Origin of the sequence: Roseibium sp. (assembly GCF_965229775.1) — a bacterium.
GTDB lineage: Bacteria > Pseudomonadota > Alphaproteobacteria > Rhizobiales > Stappiaceae > Roseibium.
In genome coordinates this window covers 1,482,692-1,497,484 of sequence record NZ_OZ245929.1, presented here as the reverse complement: position 1 = coordinate 1,497,484, position 14,793 = coordinate 1,482,692, and the positions used below count along the sequence as shown (strand labels likewise).

Sequence of the window (14,793 nt, the reverse complement as noted above, 5' to 3'; positions counted from 1 at the left end):
CCCTCAGTACGCGTCCGCATTGTCGATGTCGAAATTGTAGAGTTTACGTGCGGAGCCGTAGCGTGTGAATTCTTCCGGCTTCACGTCGCTGATGCCCGCCTTCTCGAGCAGGCCGCTCAGGCGCTCGATGTGTTCGGGCCGCATCTCCTTGGCGATGCAGTCTGCACCCAGGCTCTTGACGGAGCCGCGCACGAACAGTGACGCCTCGTAGAGCGAATCTCCGAGCGCGTCGCCGGCGTCGCCCAGGACGACAAGGTTGCCCGCCTGGGCCATGAACGCGGACATGTGGCCGATACTGCCCTTCACGACGATGTCGATGCCTTTCATGGAGATCCCGCAACGCGATGATGCGTTGCCTTCGACGACGAGCAGACCGCCATGCCCGGTCGCACCCGCATACTGGCTGGCGTCGCCTTTGACGATCACCGTCCCGGACATCATGTTCTCGGCAACGCCCGGGCCGGCATTGCCATGCACGGTCACGGTGGCTTCGGCATTCATGCCCGCACAGTAGTACCCGACGCTTCCGCGCACATCGACATTGACCGGCGCATCGATGCCGACCGCAACGGCGTGACTGCCGCGCGGGTTCAGGACTTCAAACGCGGTGTCGTTGCTGCCGTCATCTATGGTGTGAAGGGCCTGGTTGAGCTCGCGAAGCGGCTGGGCCGACAGATCGAATGTGCGCACGGTCAATGCTCCCAGAAATAGACGGTTGCCGGTTCGGGTTCCCAGATCCTGGCTGTCTCGATGCCCGGCAAGTCCGCAAGCGCGCAGTATTCGGAGCCGAAGGCAACGTACTGGTCTGTCTCCGCCATGACGGCGGGCTTGCAGGCAATCGGATCGCGCACGACGCCGAAGCCGGACCGGGTTCCGACCACGAAGGTGTAGAACCCGTCCAGATCGCTGAGCCCGCTTTCCAGCGCTTCACCGAGCGAGCTGCCATTTTGAAGCTTGTGCGACAGGTAAGCGGCCGCGACCTCGCTGTCATTTTCGGTCTCGAACGTCTGCCCGGCCCGGATGAGCTCGCGGCGCAGATTGTTGTGATTGGAGAGCGACCCGTTATGCACCAGGCATTGATCCGGACCGGTGGAGAACGGGTGCGCGCCGTTCGTGGTGACAGCCGATTCCGTGGCCATCCGGGTGTGACCGATGCCGTGGCTTCCCGACATCCCGGCAATGTCAAAACGATCTGCCACGTCCTTCGGCAAACCGACTTCCTTGAAGATCTCGACAGTCAAACCGGCACTCATGACGGTGACATCGGGCCTCAGGCGTTTCACGGTAGCGCGCGCATCGGGCACCCTGTCTTCAGGAAGCGTGATGACCGCATGGGTGGATTTGACCTCGACGCCGACGCCTGTTCCAAGTGCTCCGGAAAGGTCCGCCTCAAGAGTGCCGAAGTCGGTTTCCGGGGTCTGCGACTGAATGGTGATCTTGCCCCGGTTTTCGACGCCGTGTGTGTATATCGCGATGCCGGCGCTGTCCGGTCCGCGCCCCGTCATCGTGACGAGCATCTCCGACAACAGCCGCCCGAGTTCCGGCTCGAGGGCCTTGTCTTTCAGAAACAATCCAACAATGCCGCACATTGCGTGCAAAACCTCCGTTTCGAATTCGGACGGACGTTATCAGGCCAATGCCAGTGGTTCAACTATGAAGAATAAATTTTTCCTGAAAGGAATATTCTCATCTGAAGCTCACACCGGCATGGGCGTGATCAGGTGGTCTTTTGCGGATAGGAAATGACGGACAGGTAGCGGATCGGCAGGTCAACAAGGACTTCGGGACCGTGTGGTGCATCGGCGTCGAAGAAAAGACTGTCGCCCGCTTCCATTTCGTAGGTCAGGTCTCCATGCCGGTAGATGACCTTGCCCTGCAGCATGTAGATCAGTTCCGTGCCCAGATGCTGGAAGGTCGGAAAGACATCCGATTCCTCCGTCAGGCTGATCACATAGGGCTCGACGATGACGCCGCTGGTGTTGCTCTCGATGTGTCCCAGAAGATTGTACTGGTGTCCCGCACGGGTTCCCCTGCGCTCGATTTCGACGCCTTCTCCCGACTTGACGAAAACGGCGTTGCGCGGTTCCTCGTAGCGTTTGAAGAGATCGGTGATCGGGATCCCCAGGGCACCGGCAACGGACTGCAGGGTGGAGAGGGACGGCGAAATCATGCCGTTTTCGAGTTTCGACAGCATGCCGAGCGAAAGCCCGGTCGCAGAGGCGAGGTCCGCCACCGTGATGCCGAGTTGCTTGCGGTGCTCGCGCACTTCCCGTCCGATGGCGAGTTCGAGCTTCTTTTCCCGCTTTTCGGTCACCTGATGCGGGTTTTGCGTCAGGCTCCCCTGTGCTCCCTTTGATGCCGCGGCCGGTTTGTCAGCCGCCTTCTTCACGGATTTTGCGTGTTTCGTCATTTCAAGAATATTCTTTCCGAGAGCGGATGAGCACAGGAAACCAGGGCCCGTACCTAGATACCGTTATCCGCACGCCGCCTGTCAAGGCCCCGGCCAGGCCTGCCGGCTGCCGGGCTGTTGCGTCAGTCAGCTGGTGAAGTCCAGGAAAGCGGTTCTTCGCCCAGATAGGGCGCAGGTCCCTGCGCCGCCGGGCGGCTGCCATCAATGCGCAGGGGCGACAGCAGGGTATTGAAGCTTTCGTCTCCGCGCCGTGTTTCTCCGATCATGCCGAGTTCCTGGAGTATCCCGGAGTTGACCAGCTGGTGCCAGTCCATGACGGGAGCCGCCCACAGATCTGCGTCGTCCATCTTGTCCAGCCACGCCTGCGTCGGCTGTGTGGCGACCTGTTCGGCAAGCAGCCGCGCGATCACATCACGGTCCTCGAACGGGTCCAGACCCTCAAGAGACGCGGAGATCCCAAGGCATCGGAAGAGCGCCTGAAGGTCATTCATGGCGATTGCCATATAGCCGTCGGCCGTCTGATAGACGCCATAGGGAGCGGCGAGATAGGCATGGGCGGGGTTGTTGCGCGGACGGGTCGGCGTCTGCCGCCCGTCGTTCAGAAATGTCGACAGCAATTCGAACTGCAGATCGGTGATGGCTTCGATCAGGCTCGTTTCGACAACACCGCCTTCGCCGGTGATCCCGCGCCGGACCAGCAGCGCCAGGATCCCCTGCGCCAGGGCCGCGCCGGCCAGCACGTCGGCGACCGGCAGACCGATGGCCACGGGTCCGTGCTGTTCCGCCCCCGTCAGCCACATGACACCGCTGCGCGCCTGTGCCAGCAGATCCTGGCCGGGCAAGGCGGACCAGTCATTGTCGGTGCCATAGCCGGAAACGGAGCCATAAACGATGCGCGGGTTCCGTTCCCTGACGTCCTTTGGGCCGAAGCCAAGCCGCTCGATGACGCCGGGCCGGAAGTTCTGCACGACGACATCGGCCTCGTCGATCAGTTCCCACACCTTCTGCCGGTCCGCTTCCGACTTGAGATCGAGCGCGAGGGAGCGTTTGCCCCGGTTGATGGCGTGGAAAATGGTGCTCTCCCCGTCAATCAGGACATCGGACACGTAGAGATAGCGGGAGAGATCGCCCTTGCCGCTGCGCTCGATCTTGATCACATCCGCGCCGAGGTCGGCAAGGCGGAGGGTTGCATAAGGACCGGCAAGGAACTGGCTGAAATCGAGGATCTTCAGGCCCTTCAAAGGGGCGTCTCTCATGTCAGGCACCCTCCCGGAAACTCGCGGCGAAGGCGGCGTCAAGCGCCGCGATAGCCACGTCGATACCGGTTTCGCCGGTTAGCGCCGCGTTAACGATCTCCGAGCCTTCCTGCTGAAAGGCCATGTAGCCGTCATGCCGCGGTCTCAGCCACGCGGCCTCGTGTGTCAGTCTGGTGTTCCAGTAGGCGTTGAGCACAGGTTCGTTCACCTCGGCGCTTCCCCAGGCAACCGCATTGCCGGGCTGGCCGTTCGCCCGCGCATAAATGCCGGACTGGCAGTCAGCGCCGGCGACCCAGGCGACGAACCGGCTGCAGAGCTCCGGCTGCCGGGTCCTGCTGGAAACCGCCAGACCGGTTCCGCCGAGCGCGGAACCGACCGGACCGAAGGATCCGAGCACCGGAATATCGGTAAAGGCGATGCGATGCGCGCGGTACCCCCGGTTGGCATAGCCCTTGTAAAGGTAGGTGAGCGGCGCCAGCCGCAGGGAGCTGTCTTCAGCCAGCCGGTCCATCGCGGCGATCGGGTCCATCTTGAAGCAGTCCGGATCGATGTGATCGGTCACGGCCTTGAGCTGTGAAAAAACGGTTCTTGCAACGTCGCCCGGCAACAGGCGCTCCCGGTCCGATCCGCACGGATGGCCGATATTGGCGGCGAGCGTATAGATGCACATCAGGCAGTGCGGCGGGCGCATCGGCAGGATGACGGCACCCTGCAGCGCCGCCTCCTTCACATCTGCCCAGGTCGCGGCCCGACCGCCGAGATCGGGCCGGTGCGCCTGCACCTGCGTGGCGGCATCGACGGGCAGGGCCCATTGATGGCCGTCGATCGTGTAGCTCGCATAGCTCTTGCCGACGGTTTCATTGGCAATCGCGGTGAGGTCCTCTTCCGGAATGCTCGCGTCAAGCGCCAGCAGGCAGCCCTCGCGGGCAGCGGCCCCCACATGGGGATGGTCGATGATCATGAGATCGTACTCGGCGGCGAGTTCATCGACAGGTGTGCTTTCAAATCCCTGCAGCGATCTCTTGTCCCAGGTGATCGTCACACCGGGGTTCGCCGCTTCGAATTCGGCGGTCGCCGCTATCAGCGGGTCGTAGCCGCGCGGGTCTGACCATGTCATTCCTTTGAGGGCGATCGCGCCGGTCATGCCTTGTCTTTCCTGTTTTCCCGAACCTAACCGGCCGCGCCTGCGCCGATCTTTTTCGATATCTCGTTGCCGGCATCGATCAGCACTTTCTTGCACGCGTCGATGTCGGGATCGCTGGACTTGATGAGGCGCCGGACAAAAGGCACCGTCAGCGAGGCGGCGACCTCGCCGCCAAATCCGATAATCGGAACGGAGACGTTGTGGACCCCCTGAATGATCGCCGACGGGCTCTGGCAGACGCCCGTTTCGGCAGCCTGCCGCACCGTGTCTTCAAACACGTCCAGCGCTTCTTGTGTGAAATTGGGGTTCTTCGAACACATCTGCGCCCGCTTTTCGCGCGTCATCTGATAGCTCAGGCAAGCGCCCGATGACGTGAACACCATCGGGACACGCGCGCCGAGACGCACCGAGGTGATGTTGTTTCCCGGCGGATCGACCTGCGCGATGACAAGAATTTCGGAGCCGTTGAGGATCGCCAGGTGAACGGACTGGTTCAGCCGGATCGCCGTTTCTTCCATGATTTCACCGGCCACGGCCGTCAGGCGCTTCGTCGGCGGAAAGCGATGGGACAGCTCGAACATGCGCATGGTCAGGGAGTAGCGCTCGCTTGCGGTGTCCAGCATCACGTAGCCGCGGCTCTGGAGAACGGCCAGCATGCGGTAGATCTCGCTTATCGAGCGGTTGAGCGCCTGCGCGATTTCCGCTTTTTTCAGTCCCTGCGACTGCTCGGCCAGAAGTTCCAGAATGTCGAGCCCCTTCGACAGAGCAGGCGCGCTGTATTTCAGGTTCGCGTCGGCGTCGCCGCCTTCGTTTCTGTCCTTGACTTTCTCAGGCACGGGGCATCCCTCGTTTCTCGTTCAAAGGCCCTGTGTGCCCTAGGGTACGGACCCATAAATGAAGAGAATTTGGTTTGGATCGTTTTGACCAACTGCGAGGAGCGAAAGCGCGGGAAATGTGGTTCATTTTCAAGCCTTTCGCGACGCAGCAGATGGCCAAAACGGCCAAATCCGAAGGACGGCAGAAATGGCTTCACCTCGCAGCGTCACCGCGCTTGACCGGGCATAAAGCCCGCTCTGCACACGCTTCCTCGCGAGGTTTTGCCATTTCTGCCGCCAAATCGGCTTCATTTATGAGTCCGTACCCTAGAGCTGCCACAGCCTGCAAGCGTTGTTGCGGTAAAGCGCATTTCTTTCATCTTCAGACCAGCCTGCTGTCAGGTTGTGCGTGGCAGCCACCCAGATCGCGAGACCGCCTCCGAGGTTGCAGACGGGGCTGTCGGATCCCCAGACAATCCGGTCGGTGCCGAAGTCTTCGACGGTTTCATCGACATAGGGTCTGATGTCCTCAAGGGTCCACGTGTCCGGATCGCCATAGGCAATCACTCCGGAGATCTTGGCGGCCACGTTCGGCCGCTCGGACAGTGCCTTGATGCCCGACCGCCAGGGGTCGAACGACTGGGCGGCGACGTCGGGCACGCCGCAGTGATCGAGGATAAACTGGACGTCGGGGCAATGGTCGACCAGCTCCAGGGCCAGGCCATGCTGGCGCGGGAACACGCACAGATCGAAGGTTAGCCCCGTTCCAGCCATGCTCTTGATGTTGTCGCGGAAGGTTGCCGTCGTGCTCGTTTCGTCGGGAACGACATGAAGCACGCGCCTCAGACCCTTGACGTTTGGATTGCTTGCCGCGCGTTCTAGGAAGGCCGGAAAGCCGGCATTCTCCGGGCGGCAGGAGGAAATGGCGCCGCGCAACAGGCTGTCCGGTTTAGCCATCAACTCTTCGATCATCCGGGTTTCGTCTTCAATCAGCTGCTCAGCGACGTCCACTTCCATGTGCAGGCACCCCTCGATCCCGAGGCGGCCGGCGTTGCGCGTGTAAGTGTCGAACCGGCTGTCCTGGTTCAGCGCTTCGACGTCGCTCAGCCAGGGATAGTCCAGCCGGTCCCGGTAAATGAGATGCAGGTGTGTATCGAACAGCATGTTGAGGGTCCTCCCGTTTCCAGATAATCGTTGACTAAATATAAAAGTCAAGTTTATATATGAATTATTGACGCGAAGTGCAGGGCTGACCTTCGCCGATCAACGGGAGGAACAGATGGGTAATCACAGACTTAAATCGCTGCTGTGCGCGACCGCGCTGGTGGCCGTCGCCGGCAATGCTGCTGCCGGTGAATTCGACGGCGTGACGCTGCAGGCCAAGCTGATCGGCGGCCAGCAATACGAGGCGCTCTATGCGCGCATCGGTGAGTGGGAAGAAAAGACCGGTGCGAAAGTCGATGTCATTTCAAAGAAAAACCACTTTGAACTCGACAAGGAATTCAAGTCCGACCTGGCCGCCGGAACGCTCGGCTGGTGCGTCGGCTCCAATCACTCCTCGTTCGCGTCCCAGTACCCGAGCCTCTACACGGATCTGACGCCCTACCTGACATCCGACTTCATCGGGGAATATGTTCCGTCCAACATCGCCGCCTCCAAGATCGGCGACGCCCTGGTGATGCTGCCGCGTGCACAGTTCGACGTGTCGGCGCTCTATTACCTGAAGTCCGTCTACGAGGATGAGGACAACAAAGCGGCCTACAAGGCGAAAACCGGCCGGGATCTCGCTCCGCCCGACACCTGGGACGAGTACAAGGAACAGGCGATCTTCTTCACCGACGCGCCGAATTTCTACGGCACGCAATATGCCGGCAAGGACGAGGCGATCGTCGGCCGCTTCTACGAGCTGGTCATTGCCGAAGGCGGGCAGCTGTTCAACGACGACTGGTCGCCTGCCTTCAATTCGGACGCCGGCAAGCGTGCGCTCAAGTGGTTCGTCGACCTCTACGAGGCCGGTGCCGTTCCTCCAGGCACGACCTCCTATCTCTGGGACGATCTCGGCCAGGGCTTTGCGTCCGGAACGATCGCGCTGAACCTGGACTGGCCGGGTTGGGCCGGTTTCTTCAACGGCGAGGACTCCTCCAAGGCGGCCGGAGATGTCGGCGTCAAGGTTCAGCCCGCGGGCACCGCCGGCGTGCGCACCGGCTGGTCCGGCCACCACGGCTTTTCCGTCACGGAATCCTGTGACAACAAGGAAGCTGCGGCGTCCCTGGTTGCCTGGCTGACCAATGAGGACAGCCAGAAACTGGAGAGCTCCGCAGGTCCCCTGCCGACGCGGACCGCCGTCTGGGACCACGTTGTGTCCTCGGCTGAGGGCGACGCCTACCGGACCGAGGTGCTGAAGGCCTTCCAGGCGGCCGCCTCGCATGCGTTCCCGGCGCCTCAGACACCCTACTGGATCGAAGCGACCAACCTCATCTATCCCGAGCTGCAGGCCGCCATCCTTGGCGACAAGTCGATCGACGACGCACTGAGCGACGCATCGGAAGCCGTGGATGAGATGATGCAGGAAAACGGCGTCTACTGACGTCGCCAATTGACCGGGGGATCCGTCCCCCGGTCGTATCCGGGCCCGGCCCGGCATCCAGGTTCCACTGAAATTCCCTGTTTTCAAGGACGCAAGCAATGTCACGCTTCCGGCCACCGCCCTGGTTCGTTCTGCTGCTGCCCGCGATCATCATCCTTTCGGCAGTCGTTCTGATCCCGCTGCTGCTGTCGCTTTACTCCAGTTTCACGCCCTACCGGCTGACGCGTCCGGAGACGCTGTACAAGTGGATCGGCACCTACAACTACGAAAAGGCGATCGAGAGCGCGCATTTCTGGGCCGCGTTCGGAAGGACCATTCTGCTCCTGACCATTGCCCTCAACCTTGAAATGCTGATGGGACTCGGCCTGGCATTGCTCGTCAACAAGGTCACCTACGGCCAGCGCACGCTGCGCACGATCATGATGTTCCCGATGATGTTCTCGCCGATCCTTGTCGGGTTCCAGTTCAAGTTCATCTTCAACGACAATGTCGGCCTCGTGAACAACGCCCTGCAGTCGCTCGGGCTCTCCAACGTCGCGATCCCCTGGCTGGTGGATGGGCAACTTGCCTTCTTCTCGATCCTGGTTGCCGAAATGTGGTCGTCGACCTCGGTCTTCGCGATCCTGATCCTGGCAGGCCTGTTCGCGGTGCCGCGGGATCCGATCGAGGCGGCGAAGGTCGACGGCTGCACGCCCTGGCAGAGCTTCCGGCACATTACGCTGCCCTACATCATGCCGTTCATCTACATCGCGCTGGCGATCCGGTCACTCGACGTCGCACGTGCCTACGATATCGTGCAGATCATGACGAATGGCGGGCCTGCGCGCAGGACCGAGCTGCTCTGGACCCTGATCGGCCGGACCGGCTATGTCGATGCCAAGATGGGCTACGCCAATGCCATGGGCTACATCTCCATCTTCCTCGCGATCTTCTTCACCATCTACTTCTTCCGCAAGCTGAATGCCGCGCGGAGCGAACTTGGCATGGCGGGCTGAGACATGAATGAAAATCTTCAATACCGGATCCGGGCCCGCCTTCTGAAGGTGCTGCACTTCGTGACGCTGTTCATCGCTATGGCCATCATCTGCGTCCCGGGCCTGTGGGTGGTTCTCAACTCCTTCCGTCCGACCGTCGAGATCATGGCCAAGCCGCCCGTCTGGGTGCCCGGCGACCTCAACCTCGACAATTACCGGGCGATGTTCGGTGCGGTCGGCGAGGGCGGCGTGCCGGTGCTGCAGTATTTCACCAACTCCCTGATCATTTCGGTCACCTCGACACTGATCGCGATCTTGGTCGGCATGGCCGGGGGGTATGCCTTTGCCCGCTACCGGTTCAAGGGCAAGGCATCCATCTTCATCGGCCTGATGCTGACGCGGGCGGTGCCGGGCGTTTCCCTGTCCCTGCCGCTCTTCATCGTCATGGCGAAGACGGGGCTGATCGACACGCATATGGGACTGATCCTGGTCTATGTGGCCCTGAACGTACCGTTCACGATCTGGCTGATCGACGGGTTTTTCCGCCAGGTGCCGGTCGAACTTGCCGAAGCGGCGGAAATCGACGGGTGCACGCGCTGGCAGGCGTTCTGGAAGGTGGAGTTTCCGGTGGCTCGTGCAGGTGTCGCATCGGCCGGCATATTCGCCTTCCTCACCAGCTGGAACGAATATGCACTGGCCAGCCAGCTGACCCGGTCGACCTTTTCCAAGACCATGCCGGTGGGCCTTCGGGATTTCACCAGCGAGTTCACCATCAACTGGGGAGGGATGTGCGCGCTCGCGGTGCTGATGATCATACCGGCACTGATCCTCACCTTCCTTGTCCAGAAACACCTTATTGCCGGCCTGACCTTCGGCGGCGTCAAAGGATAAGACAGAATGGCGAAAGTAAACCTGCGGAAGGTTGTCAAGAAATACGGCGCATTGCAGGTCGTTCACGGCATCGACCTGGAGATCGACGACAACGAGTTCGTCGTTCTGGTCGGGCCGTCGGGATGCGGCAAATCGACGACGCTGCGGATGATCGCCGGTCTGGAAGCCATCTCGGACGGCGAAATATCCATCGGCGAGCGGGTGGTGAACGATCTGCCGCCGCGCAACCGCAACATCTCGATGGTGTTTCAGAACTATGCCCTTTATCCGCATATGACCGTGCGCGAAAACCTCGGCTTCTCGCTCAAGATCGCGAAGCGGCCGCAGGAGGAAATCGACCGGGCCGTCGATGCGGCGGCGCAGATCTTGAGCCTGTCGGACTACATGGACCGGAAACCGGGAGCGCTGTCCGGCGGCCAGCGTCAGCGAGTGGCGATGGGACGAGCCATCGTGCGGCATCCGGACGTGTTCCTGTTTGACGAACCCTTGTCGAACCTCGACGCGAAGCTGCGCACGCAGATGCGCACCGAAATCAAGAAGCTGCACCAGAAGGTCAAATCGACGATCGTCTATGTCACGCACGACCAGGTGGAAGCGATGACGCTGGCCGACCGGATCGTGATCATGCGCGATGGCCATATCGAACAGGTCGGAACGCCTCTTCAGGTGTTCGAGACACCGGCGAACACCTTTGTCGCAACGTTTATCGGGTCGCCACCGATGAACCTCCTCGGCGGGGTGATCAAGGACGGCGGGATCGCCATCGAAGGCGGTCCGCAGATTGCCGTGCCTGACCCTTTCGCAGGCAAGGTCTCGAATGGCCAGGAGGTGATTCTCGGGTTCCGTTCGGACAATCTGATGCCGAGCGGGCACGCAATGCCTATGGAAGGCGGCTTCACCGAGTTCGACATGAAGGTGGATCTGTCCGAGCCGCTCGGCACGGAAACGCTGCTGTTCGGATCGCTTGCCGGAAAGGAAGTTCAGGCGAAGATGCTGAATCCGCGCCCTGTGGCGGACGGTGAAGAGCTGCGCTTTCAACTGGACCTGACCCGCTGTCACCTGTTTGACGCGAATAGCCAGCAGTCGCTGAGGTAAGACATGGCCGAGATCAGAAATGTCCGCATCTACATGGCCGACCTGAAACCGAAGGTGAAGCGGGTCGATGCCATACAGAGCTTCGTCAGTCAGGAGACGCCCTTTGTCGAGATCACCGATTCCGACGGTGTCTCGGGGCGCGGCTACAGCTATACGATCGGCCAGGGTGGGCCGGCTGTCATGGCGCTGCTGCGCCACACACTCGCGCCGCAGCTGATCGGCCGGGAAGCCGAGGAGATCGAACGGATCTGGCGCGATCTCCTGTTCTCGACGCATGCGACGGCGGTCGGCGCCATCACGTCTCTCGCGCTTGCGGCGATCGACACGGCGCTCTGGGACCTGCGCTGCAAGCGTGCGCGGCTGCCGCTCTGGCGCATGCTCGGCGGGGCGAAGGACCGCGTTCCGATGTACACGACCGAAGGCGGCTGGCTTCATATCGAGACACAGGCCCTGGTGGACGATGCGCTGTCGGCCCAGGCGATGGGATTTGCCGGTTCGAAGATCAAGATCGGCAGGCCGCATCTGAGCGAGGACCGCGCGCGCCTCAAGGCCGTGCGCGAGGCGGTGGGCGATGCCTACGAGATCATGGTCGACGCGAACCAGTGCTTTTCGCGCGCGGAGGCGACCCGCCGGGCCCGGATCCTGGAGGAGTTCAATATCGGCTGGTTCGAGGAACCGATGCCGGCGGACGATGTCATGGAGCATGCGCGGCTGGCGGCCCATACATCCGTACCGATCGCGGTGGGGGAAAGCCTCTATTCCCTCAGCCAGTTCAAGGATTACCTGGTCAACGGCGCGGCCGGCATCGTCCAGGCCGATGTTGCGCGGATCGGCGGCATCACGCCCTGGATGAAGGTTGCCCATCTGGCGGAGGCCCACAACGTTCCGGTCTGCCCGCATTTCCTGATGGAGCTTCATGTCAGCCTCGTCTGCGCGATCCCCAATGCGCCCTGGCTTGAATACATCCCGCAACTCGACAGTCTCACCGCATCAACGATGCGCATGGAGGCCGGCAGTGCCATTCCGTCAAACACACCGGGTCTCGGAATCGACTGGGACGAGGACAAACTGGCCGCGGCCCGGATCACGCCGTTCGATGCCGATTTCTCGCAATAGGAGCGTGTCATGCAAAGAATGGGAATGATGATCGGCCTGGAGCAGGAAAAGGTCTCCGAATACAAGCGGTTGCACGCGGATGTCTGGCCCGGTGTCCTGAAGATGATCTCCGATTGCAACATCCGCAACTATTCGATCTTCCTGAAAGAACCGGAAAACGTTCTTTTCGGTTACTGGGAATATCACGGAGAGGACTTTGCGGCCGACGCGGCGAAAATGGCCGCCGACCCGGAAACGCAGCGCTGGTGGGATGTCTGCATGCCCTGCCAGAAACCGCTGGACACCCGGAAGGACGGGGAATGGTGGGCCATGATGGAAGAGGTCTTCCACCTGGACTAGCACCTTTTCAGACTCGGGTGCGGCCGGCTCCCGATGCAGGCAACGAAAGGCTCTGGAGACAAGATGTTCGAGGATCTGCAACAGCATTGGCCACGGGCGGCCAATCCGAAACCGATCGTCATTTTCGGGGCGGGGTCCATCGTGACGGACGCGCACCTGCCGGCCTATGCCAATGCCGCATATCCCGTCGCGGGGGTCTACGACCCGGACCTGGAAAAAGCACGGGCGGTCGCGCAGGCACACGGGATCGCCGCCTTTTCAAGCCCGGAGGAAGCGGCCGGCCATGCGGACGCGGTCTTTGATCTTGCGACACCGCCCGATGCGCATGCGGACATTCTCGCCATCCTGCCGCCGGGCTCCGCGGTGCTGATCCAGAAGCCGATGGGCAGCGATCTCGCCGGTGCGACGCGAATCCTGAAGATCTGCAGGGACCGCGATCTTCTGGCCGCGGTGAATTTTCAGCTGCGCTTTGCGCCGATGATGCTCGCCCTGCAGGACGCGGTGGCCAAGGGTGTCCTCGGCGACATCGTCGATTTCGATGCCTGGCTTGCACTCGATACGCCCTGGGGTCTGTGGAAGTTTCTCGAACCGCTGCCGCGCGTCGAAATCAGCCTGCATTCGATTCACTACCTTGATTTCATCCGCGGTCTGCTCGGCAATCCGTCGGGCGTGCACGCCAAATCGATGGGACATCCCTCGTCCAGGATTGCCCAGACCCGCACCGCCGCAATCCTGGACTATGGAGACAGGGTCCGGTGCGCGCTGTCGATCAACCACAATCACGCGTTCGGGCGCAAACACCAGGCCTGCGAATTCCGGATCTGCGGCACGAAAGGCGCCGCCTACCTGCAGCTCGGCGTCAACCTCGACTATCCGAAGGGAGAGCCGGACATTCTTGAAATCAACACGGGTGAGGGCTGGCAGAGCATCGCGCTCGACGGCAGCTGGTTTCCGGATGCGTTCACGAGCCGGATGAGCCAGCTTCAGCGCGTCGCCACCGGAGAGGAAGGAAACCTGGTCAGCAGCGTCGAGGATGCCTGGCACACGATGGCCCTTGTCGAAGCCGCCTATGAAAGCAGCGCCGCGCCCGCCACGCCGATTGCGAGGAAGCCCCAATGAACATTCAGGAAATCTACTACGAGGACTACGAGATCGGGCATGTGCGCGAGACCTTCGGGCGGACGATCACGGAAACGGACTTTGTCGTTCATGCCGGGCATACGGGAGACTTCTTTCCCCACCACATGGATGCCGAATGGTGCGCAAAGCAGGACTTCGGCCAGCGGATCGCCCACGGCACCATGGTGTTTTCCATCGGTATCGGACTGACGGCGAGCGCCATCAATCCCGTCGCTTTTTCCTACGGCTATGACCGGCTGCGTTTCATAAGGCCGGTTCATATCAACGACACGATCCGCACGCGTCTGACGATCGACCGGAAGTTCCCGGACCCGAAGCGGGAGGGCATGGGGCAGGTCTTTGAAAAATGCGAGGTCCTGAACCAGAGGGACGAAACCGTCCTGTTCGCCGAGCATATCTACCTGGTGCAGATGCGCGGGGAAGGGTGAAAAACGTAGTCATGCCAATACCTTGCCGGCACCCGTTCGAAATGATCCGTCAATCCTGGAGGGAGGAAAGCCATGAGTGACCTGCGCTATGACGACGAGCACGACGATGCAAAGCTGTTCAACGTGGAAACCTGGCTCTACGAGGATTTCGTGGTTGGCGACAAGTGGCGCTCCATCCGCCGGACCATTTCCGAAGGAGAGGCAATGCTGTTCAACAGCCTTGTCATGGACAATCACCCTTACGTCGCCGACGAGATCTTCGCGTCCGAAGAGGGGGTGTTCAACCGTCGTCTGGTCGCCGGCGCGATGGTGTTCAGCTACGGTCTCGGACTGATGGCGCACAACAACGTCAACACGTTTTCCTACGGCTACGACAAGCTGCGTTTCATCAAGCCGGTCTTCATCGGAGACACGATCTACACGGTGCGGACAAACCTGGAAAAACGCCCGAAATACGAAGAGATGGGGCTCGTGAAGGTGTCCTATCAGGTCTACAAGAACAAGGGCGAACTGGCGCTCTATGCTGAGCACCTGCAGACCGTGAAGTATCGCCACCCGGAGAATTTCACCCCGGAAACCAAATCCGGCGCTGCCTGAG

At 61.2% G+C, this 14,793-nt stretch carries 16 protein-coding genes; 9 read left to right on the top strand and 7 right to left on the bottom strand.

Going from position 1 to position 14,793, the window contains the following annotated elements:
• Window positions 1-3: 3 nt before the first annotated feature.
• The 7 genes from ACO07N_RS06705 to ACO07N_RS06675 form a co-directional block, all read right to left on the bottom strand.
• Window positions 4-690 carry a protein GlxC gene (locus tag ACO07N_RS06705; protein WP_421980277.1) on the bottom strand — a complete coding sequence of 229 codons (687 nt, stop codon included), beginning with the start codon at window positions 688-690 and terminating at the stop codon, window positions 4-6.
• A gap of 2 nt (window positions 691-692) precedes the next feature.
• Window positions 693-1,589: a class II glutamine amidotransferase gene (locus tag ACO07N_RS06700; protein WP_421980276.1), complete on the bottom strand. Its 897-nt coding sequence runs from the start codon at window positions 1,587-1,589 to the stop codon at window positions 693-695.
• Between the two features lie 128 nt (window positions 1,590-1,717).
• A complete protein-coding gene (locus tag ACO07N_RS06695) occupies window positions 1,718-2,410 on the bottom strand; it encodes a helix-turn-helix domain-containing protein (RefSeq protein WP_421980275.1) in 693 nt (230 codons plus the stop codon).
• Between the two features lie 122 nt (window positions 2,411-2,532).
• Window positions 2,533-3,675, bottom strand: coding sequence for a CaiB/BaiF CoA transferase family protein (locus ACO07N_RS06690; RefSeq protein ID WP_421980274.1), 1,143 nt, complete (start codon window positions 3,673-3,675; stop codon window positions 2,533-2,535).
• The gene (locus ACO07N_RS06685; protein WP_421980273.1) at window positions 3,668-4,810 is read right to left on the bottom strand and encodes an extracellular solute-binding protein; all 1,143 of its coding nucleotides are present in this window, start codon (window positions 4,808-4,810) and stop codon (window positions 3,668-3,670) included. The genes ACO07N_RS06690 and ACO07N_RS06685 overlap by 8 nt, the downstream gene beginning before the upstream one ends.
• Before the next feature lie 26 nt (window positions 4,811-4,836).
• On the bottom strand, window positions 4,837-5,646 hold the full coding sequence (locus ACO07N_RS06680; protein ID WP_421980272.1) for an IclR family transcriptional regulator: 810 nt from the start codon (window positions 5,644-5,646) through the stop codon (window positions 4,837-4,839).
• Between the two features lie 306 nt (window positions 5,647-5,952).
• Window positions 5,953-6,789 (bottom strand): amidohydrolase family protein, encoded by an 837-nt coding sequence (locus ACO07N_RS06675; protein WP_421980271.1) that lies wholly within the window; start codon window positions 6,787-6,789, stop codon window positions 5,953-5,955.
• A gap of 115 nt (window positions 6,790-6,904) precedes the next feature.
• Between ACO07N_RS06675 and ACO07N_RS06670 the strand changes: the two genes are divergently transcribed.
• From ACO07N_RS06670 to ACO07N_RS06630, 9 genes are all read left to right on the top strand, one after another.
• Window positions 6,905-8,212, top strand: a complete 1,308-nt coding sequence (locus ACO07N_RS06670; protein ID WP_421980270.1) for an ABC transporter substrate-binding protein — start codon at window positions 6,905-6,907, stop codon at window positions 8,210-8,212.
• Window positions 8,213-8,310: 98 nt separating this feature from the next.
• Window positions 8,311-9,207: a sugar ABC transporter permease gene (locus tag ACO07N_RS06665; RefSeq protein ID WP_319384663.1), complete on the top strand. Its 897-nt coding sequence runs from the start codon at window positions 8,311-8,313 to the stop codon at window positions 9,205-9,207.
• A 3-nt stretch (window positions 9,208-9,210) separates the two neighbouring features.
• Window positions 9,211-10,077 carry a carbohydrate ABC transporter permease gene (locus ACO07N_RS06660; protein ID WP_421980269.1) on the top strand — a complete coding sequence of 289 codons (867 nt, stop codon included), beginning with the start codon at window positions 9,211-9,213 and terminating at the stop codon, window positions 10,075-10,077.
• A gap of 6 nt (window positions 10,078-10,083) precedes the next feature.
• On the top strand, window positions 10,084-11,172 hold the full coding sequence (locus ACO07N_RS06655; RefSeq protein WP_421980268.1) for an ABC transporter ATP-binding protein: 1,089 nt from the start codon (window positions 10,084-10,086) through the stop codon (window positions 11,170-11,172).
• Between the two features lie 3 nt (window positions 11,173-11,175).
• Window positions 11,176-12,288: a mandelate racemase/muconate lactonizing enzyme family protein gene (locus tag ACO07N_RS06650; RefSeq protein ID WP_421980267.1), complete on the top strand. Its 1,113-nt coding sequence runs from the start codon at window positions 11,176-11,178 to the stop codon at window positions 12,286-12,288.
• 9 nt (window positions 12,289-12,297) lie between these two features.
• Window positions 12,298-12,627, top strand: a complete 330-nt coding sequence (locus ACO07N_RS06645) for an L-rhamnose mutarotase (protein ID WP_421980266.1) — start codon at window positions 12,298-12,300, stop codon at window positions 12,625-12,627.
• Between the two features lie 63 nt (window positions 12,628-12,690).
• Window positions 12,691-13,746 carry a Gfo/Idh/MocA family protein gene (locus ACO07N_RS06640; RefSeq protein ID WP_421980265.1) on the top strand — a complete coding sequence of 352 codons (1,056 nt, stop codon included), beginning with the start codon at window positions 12,691-12,693 and terminating at the stop codon, window positions 13,744-13,746.
• Window positions 13,743-14,195 (top strand): MaoC family dehydratase, encoded by a 453-nt coding sequence (locus ACO07N_RS06635; RefSeq protein WP_421980264.1) that lies wholly within the window; start codon window positions 13,743-13,745, stop codon window positions 14,193-14,195. The genes ACO07N_RS06640 and ACO07N_RS06635 overlap by 4 nt, the downstream gene beginning before the upstream one ends.
• Before the next feature lie 72 nt (window positions 14,196-14,267).
• Window positions 14,268-14,792 (top strand): MaoC family dehydratase, encoded by a 525-nt coding sequence (locus ACO07N_RS06630; protein ID WP_421980263.1) that lies wholly within the window; start codon window positions 14,268-14,270, stop codon window positions 14,790-14,792.
• Window position 14,793: the final 1 nt, after the last annotated feature.

Coding starts and splice junctions, on each gene's coding strand:
- ACO07N_RS06700 (WP_421980276.1), bottom strand. CDS start 1,589: ATGTGCGGCATTGTTGGATTGTTTCTGAAAGACAAGGCCCTCGAGCCG.
- ACO07N_RS06695 (WP_421980275.1), bottom strand. CDS start 2,410: ATGACGAAACACGCAAAATCCGTGAAGAAGGCGGCTGACAAACCGGCC.
- ACO07N_RS06685 (WP_421980273.1), bottom strand. CDS start 4,810: ATGACCGGCGCGATCGCCCTCAAAGGAATGACATGGTCAGACCCGCGC.
- ACO07N_RS06675 (WP_421980271.1), bottom strand. CDS start 6,789: ATGCTGTTCGATACACACCTGCATCTCATTTACCGGGACCGGCTGGAC.
- ACO07N_RS06670 (WP_421980270.1), top strand. CDS start 6,905: ATGGGTAATCACAGACTTAAATCGCTGCTGTGCGCGACCGCGCTGGTG.
- ACO07N_RS06665 (WP_319384663.1), top strand. CDS start 8,311: ATGTCACGCTTCCGGCCACCGCCCTGGTTCGTTCTGCTGCTGCCCGCG.
- ACO07N_RS06660 (WP_421980269.1), top strand. CDS start 9,211: ATGAATGAAAATCTTCAATACCGGATCCGGGCCCGCCTTCTGAAGGTG.
- ACO07N_RS06655 (WP_421980268.1), top strand. CDS start 10,084: ATGGCGAAAGTAAACCTGCGGAAGGTTGTCAAGAAATACGGCGCATTG.
- ACO07N_RS06650 (WP_421980267.1), top strand. CDS start 11,176: ATGGCCGAGATCAGAAATGTCCGCATCTACATGGCCGACCTGAAACCG.
- ACO07N_RS06645 (WP_421980266.1), top strand. CDS start 12,298: ATGCAAAGAATGGGAATGATGATCGGCCTGGAGCAGGAAAAGGTCTCC.
- ACO07N_RS06640 (WP_421980265.1), top strand. CDS start 12,691: ATGTTCGAGGATCTGCAACAGCATTGGCCACGGGCGGCCAATCCGAAA.
- ACO07N_RS06635 (WP_421980264.1), top strand. CDS start 13,743: ATGAACATTCAGGAAATCTACTACGAGGACTACGAGATCGGGCATGTG.
- ACO07N_RS06630 (WP_421980263.1), top strand. CDS start 14,268: ATGAGTGACCTGCGCTATGACGACGAGCACGACGATGCAAAGCTGTTC.